At 74.2% G+C, this 1,408-nt stretch carries 1 protein-coding gene; it reads left to right on the forward strand.

What is annotated here, in order from left to right; genetic code table 11:
- Window positions 1-43 precede the first annotated feature (43 nt).
- Window positions 44-1,408: an MFS transporter gene (locus tag ACIQOV_RS41380; protein WP_401056300.1), complete on the forward strand. Its 1,365-nt coding sequence runs from the start codon at window positions 44-46 to the stop codon at window positions 1,406-1,408.

Raw genomic sequence — 1,408 nt, forward strand, 5'->3', positions numbered from 1 at the left:
CACGGTCGTCTCGGCCGCCCAGGCACTCTGCGTGGAGCAGCGGATGTTCCTGATCGTCGACTCGCCGCAGGCGTGGACGACACTGGACGCCGCCCCCTCGCACTCCGCCGCCGAGTCAGAACCCGATCCCGGGCCGGGAGGCGGACCCGGGCCGGGACCGGCGGCCGGCTCACCCTGGTACCGGCGGGCGTTCGCCGACCTCAGCCCGCTGCGCGACCACCCCGACTACCGCCGGGTCTGGGCCGGGCAGGCCATCTCCTCCATAGGCCAGCAGATGACGGCCGTCGCCGTCTCCGTCCAGGTCTACGAACTGACCGGCTCCGCCTTCGCGACCGGCCTGGTCGGCATCTTCTCCCTCGTCCCGCTGGTCGCCTTCGGCCTCTACGGCGGCGCGATCGCCGACACCGTCGACCGGCGCAGGCTGGGCCTGATCGGCTCGGCCGGTCTGGCCGTCGTCTCCGCCGCCCTGGCCGCGCAGGCACTGGCCGGCCTCGGGCTGGTCGCCGTCCTGTACGCCGCTGTCGCCGCCCAGGCCGGGTTCTTCGCGATCAGCTCGCCCGCCCGGTCCGCGATGATTCCCCGCCTGGTGCCCAGCCACCAACTCCCGGCGGCGAACGCCCTGAACACCGTCAGCATGAACCTCGGCCTCACCGTCGGCCCGATGCTCGGCGGCGTCCTCATCGGCACCTACGGCGCCCAGGCCGCCTACCTGATCGACACCGTCGCCTTCACCGGCACCCTCTACGCGATGTGGCGCCTGCCCGCCATGCGGCCGCTCGGCGAACGCAAGGGCCGTGCCTCCGTCCTGGACGGCCTCCGCTTCCTGCGCGACCAGCCCAACCTGCGAACCAGCTTCCTCGCCGACCTGGCCGCCATGGTCTTCGGCATGCCGCGCGCCCTCTTCCCGGCCATCGCGGTCACCTTCTACGGCGGCGACGCCGGCACCGTCGGCCTGCTGGTCTCCGCCCCGGCCGTCGGCGCCCTGATCGGCGCGCTCTTCTCCGGCTGGGTCGGCCGCGTGCACCGCCAGGGCGCCGCCATCCTCGCCGCCGTCGCCGCCTGGGGCCTGGCCATCGCGGCCTTCGGCGCCCTCCACAACCTCTGGCTCGGCCTCCTGCTGCTCGCGGTCGCCGGCTGCGCCGACACCGTCAGCATGATCTTCCGCAACACGATGATGCAGGTCGCGGCCCCGGACGAGATGCGCGGCCGCCTCCAGGGCATCTTCATCGTGGTCGTGGCCGGCGGCCCCCGCCTCGGCGACTTCGAGTCCGGCACCGTCGCCGCCCTCACCAACCCCGCCACCTCCGTGATCACCGGCGGCCTCGCCTGCGTCGCCGCCGTCCTCCTCTTCGCCGCCCGCCGCCCCGCCTTCCTCACCGTCGACGTCCGTCCGCCCCGCGCGGGTTGA

Source organism: Kitasatospora sp. NPDC091257 (assembly GCF_044757675.1).
Classification (GTDB): Bacteria; Actinomycetota; Actinomycetes; order Streptomycetales; family Streptomycetaceae; genus Kitasatospora; species Kitasatospora lactacystinica.

Bases quoted from the DNA above. Each gene is read 5' to 3' on its own strand.
- ACIQOV_RS41380 (WP_401056300.1), top strand. From the start codon at position 44: ATGTTCCTGATCGTCGACTCGCCGCAGGCGTGGACGACACTGGACGCC.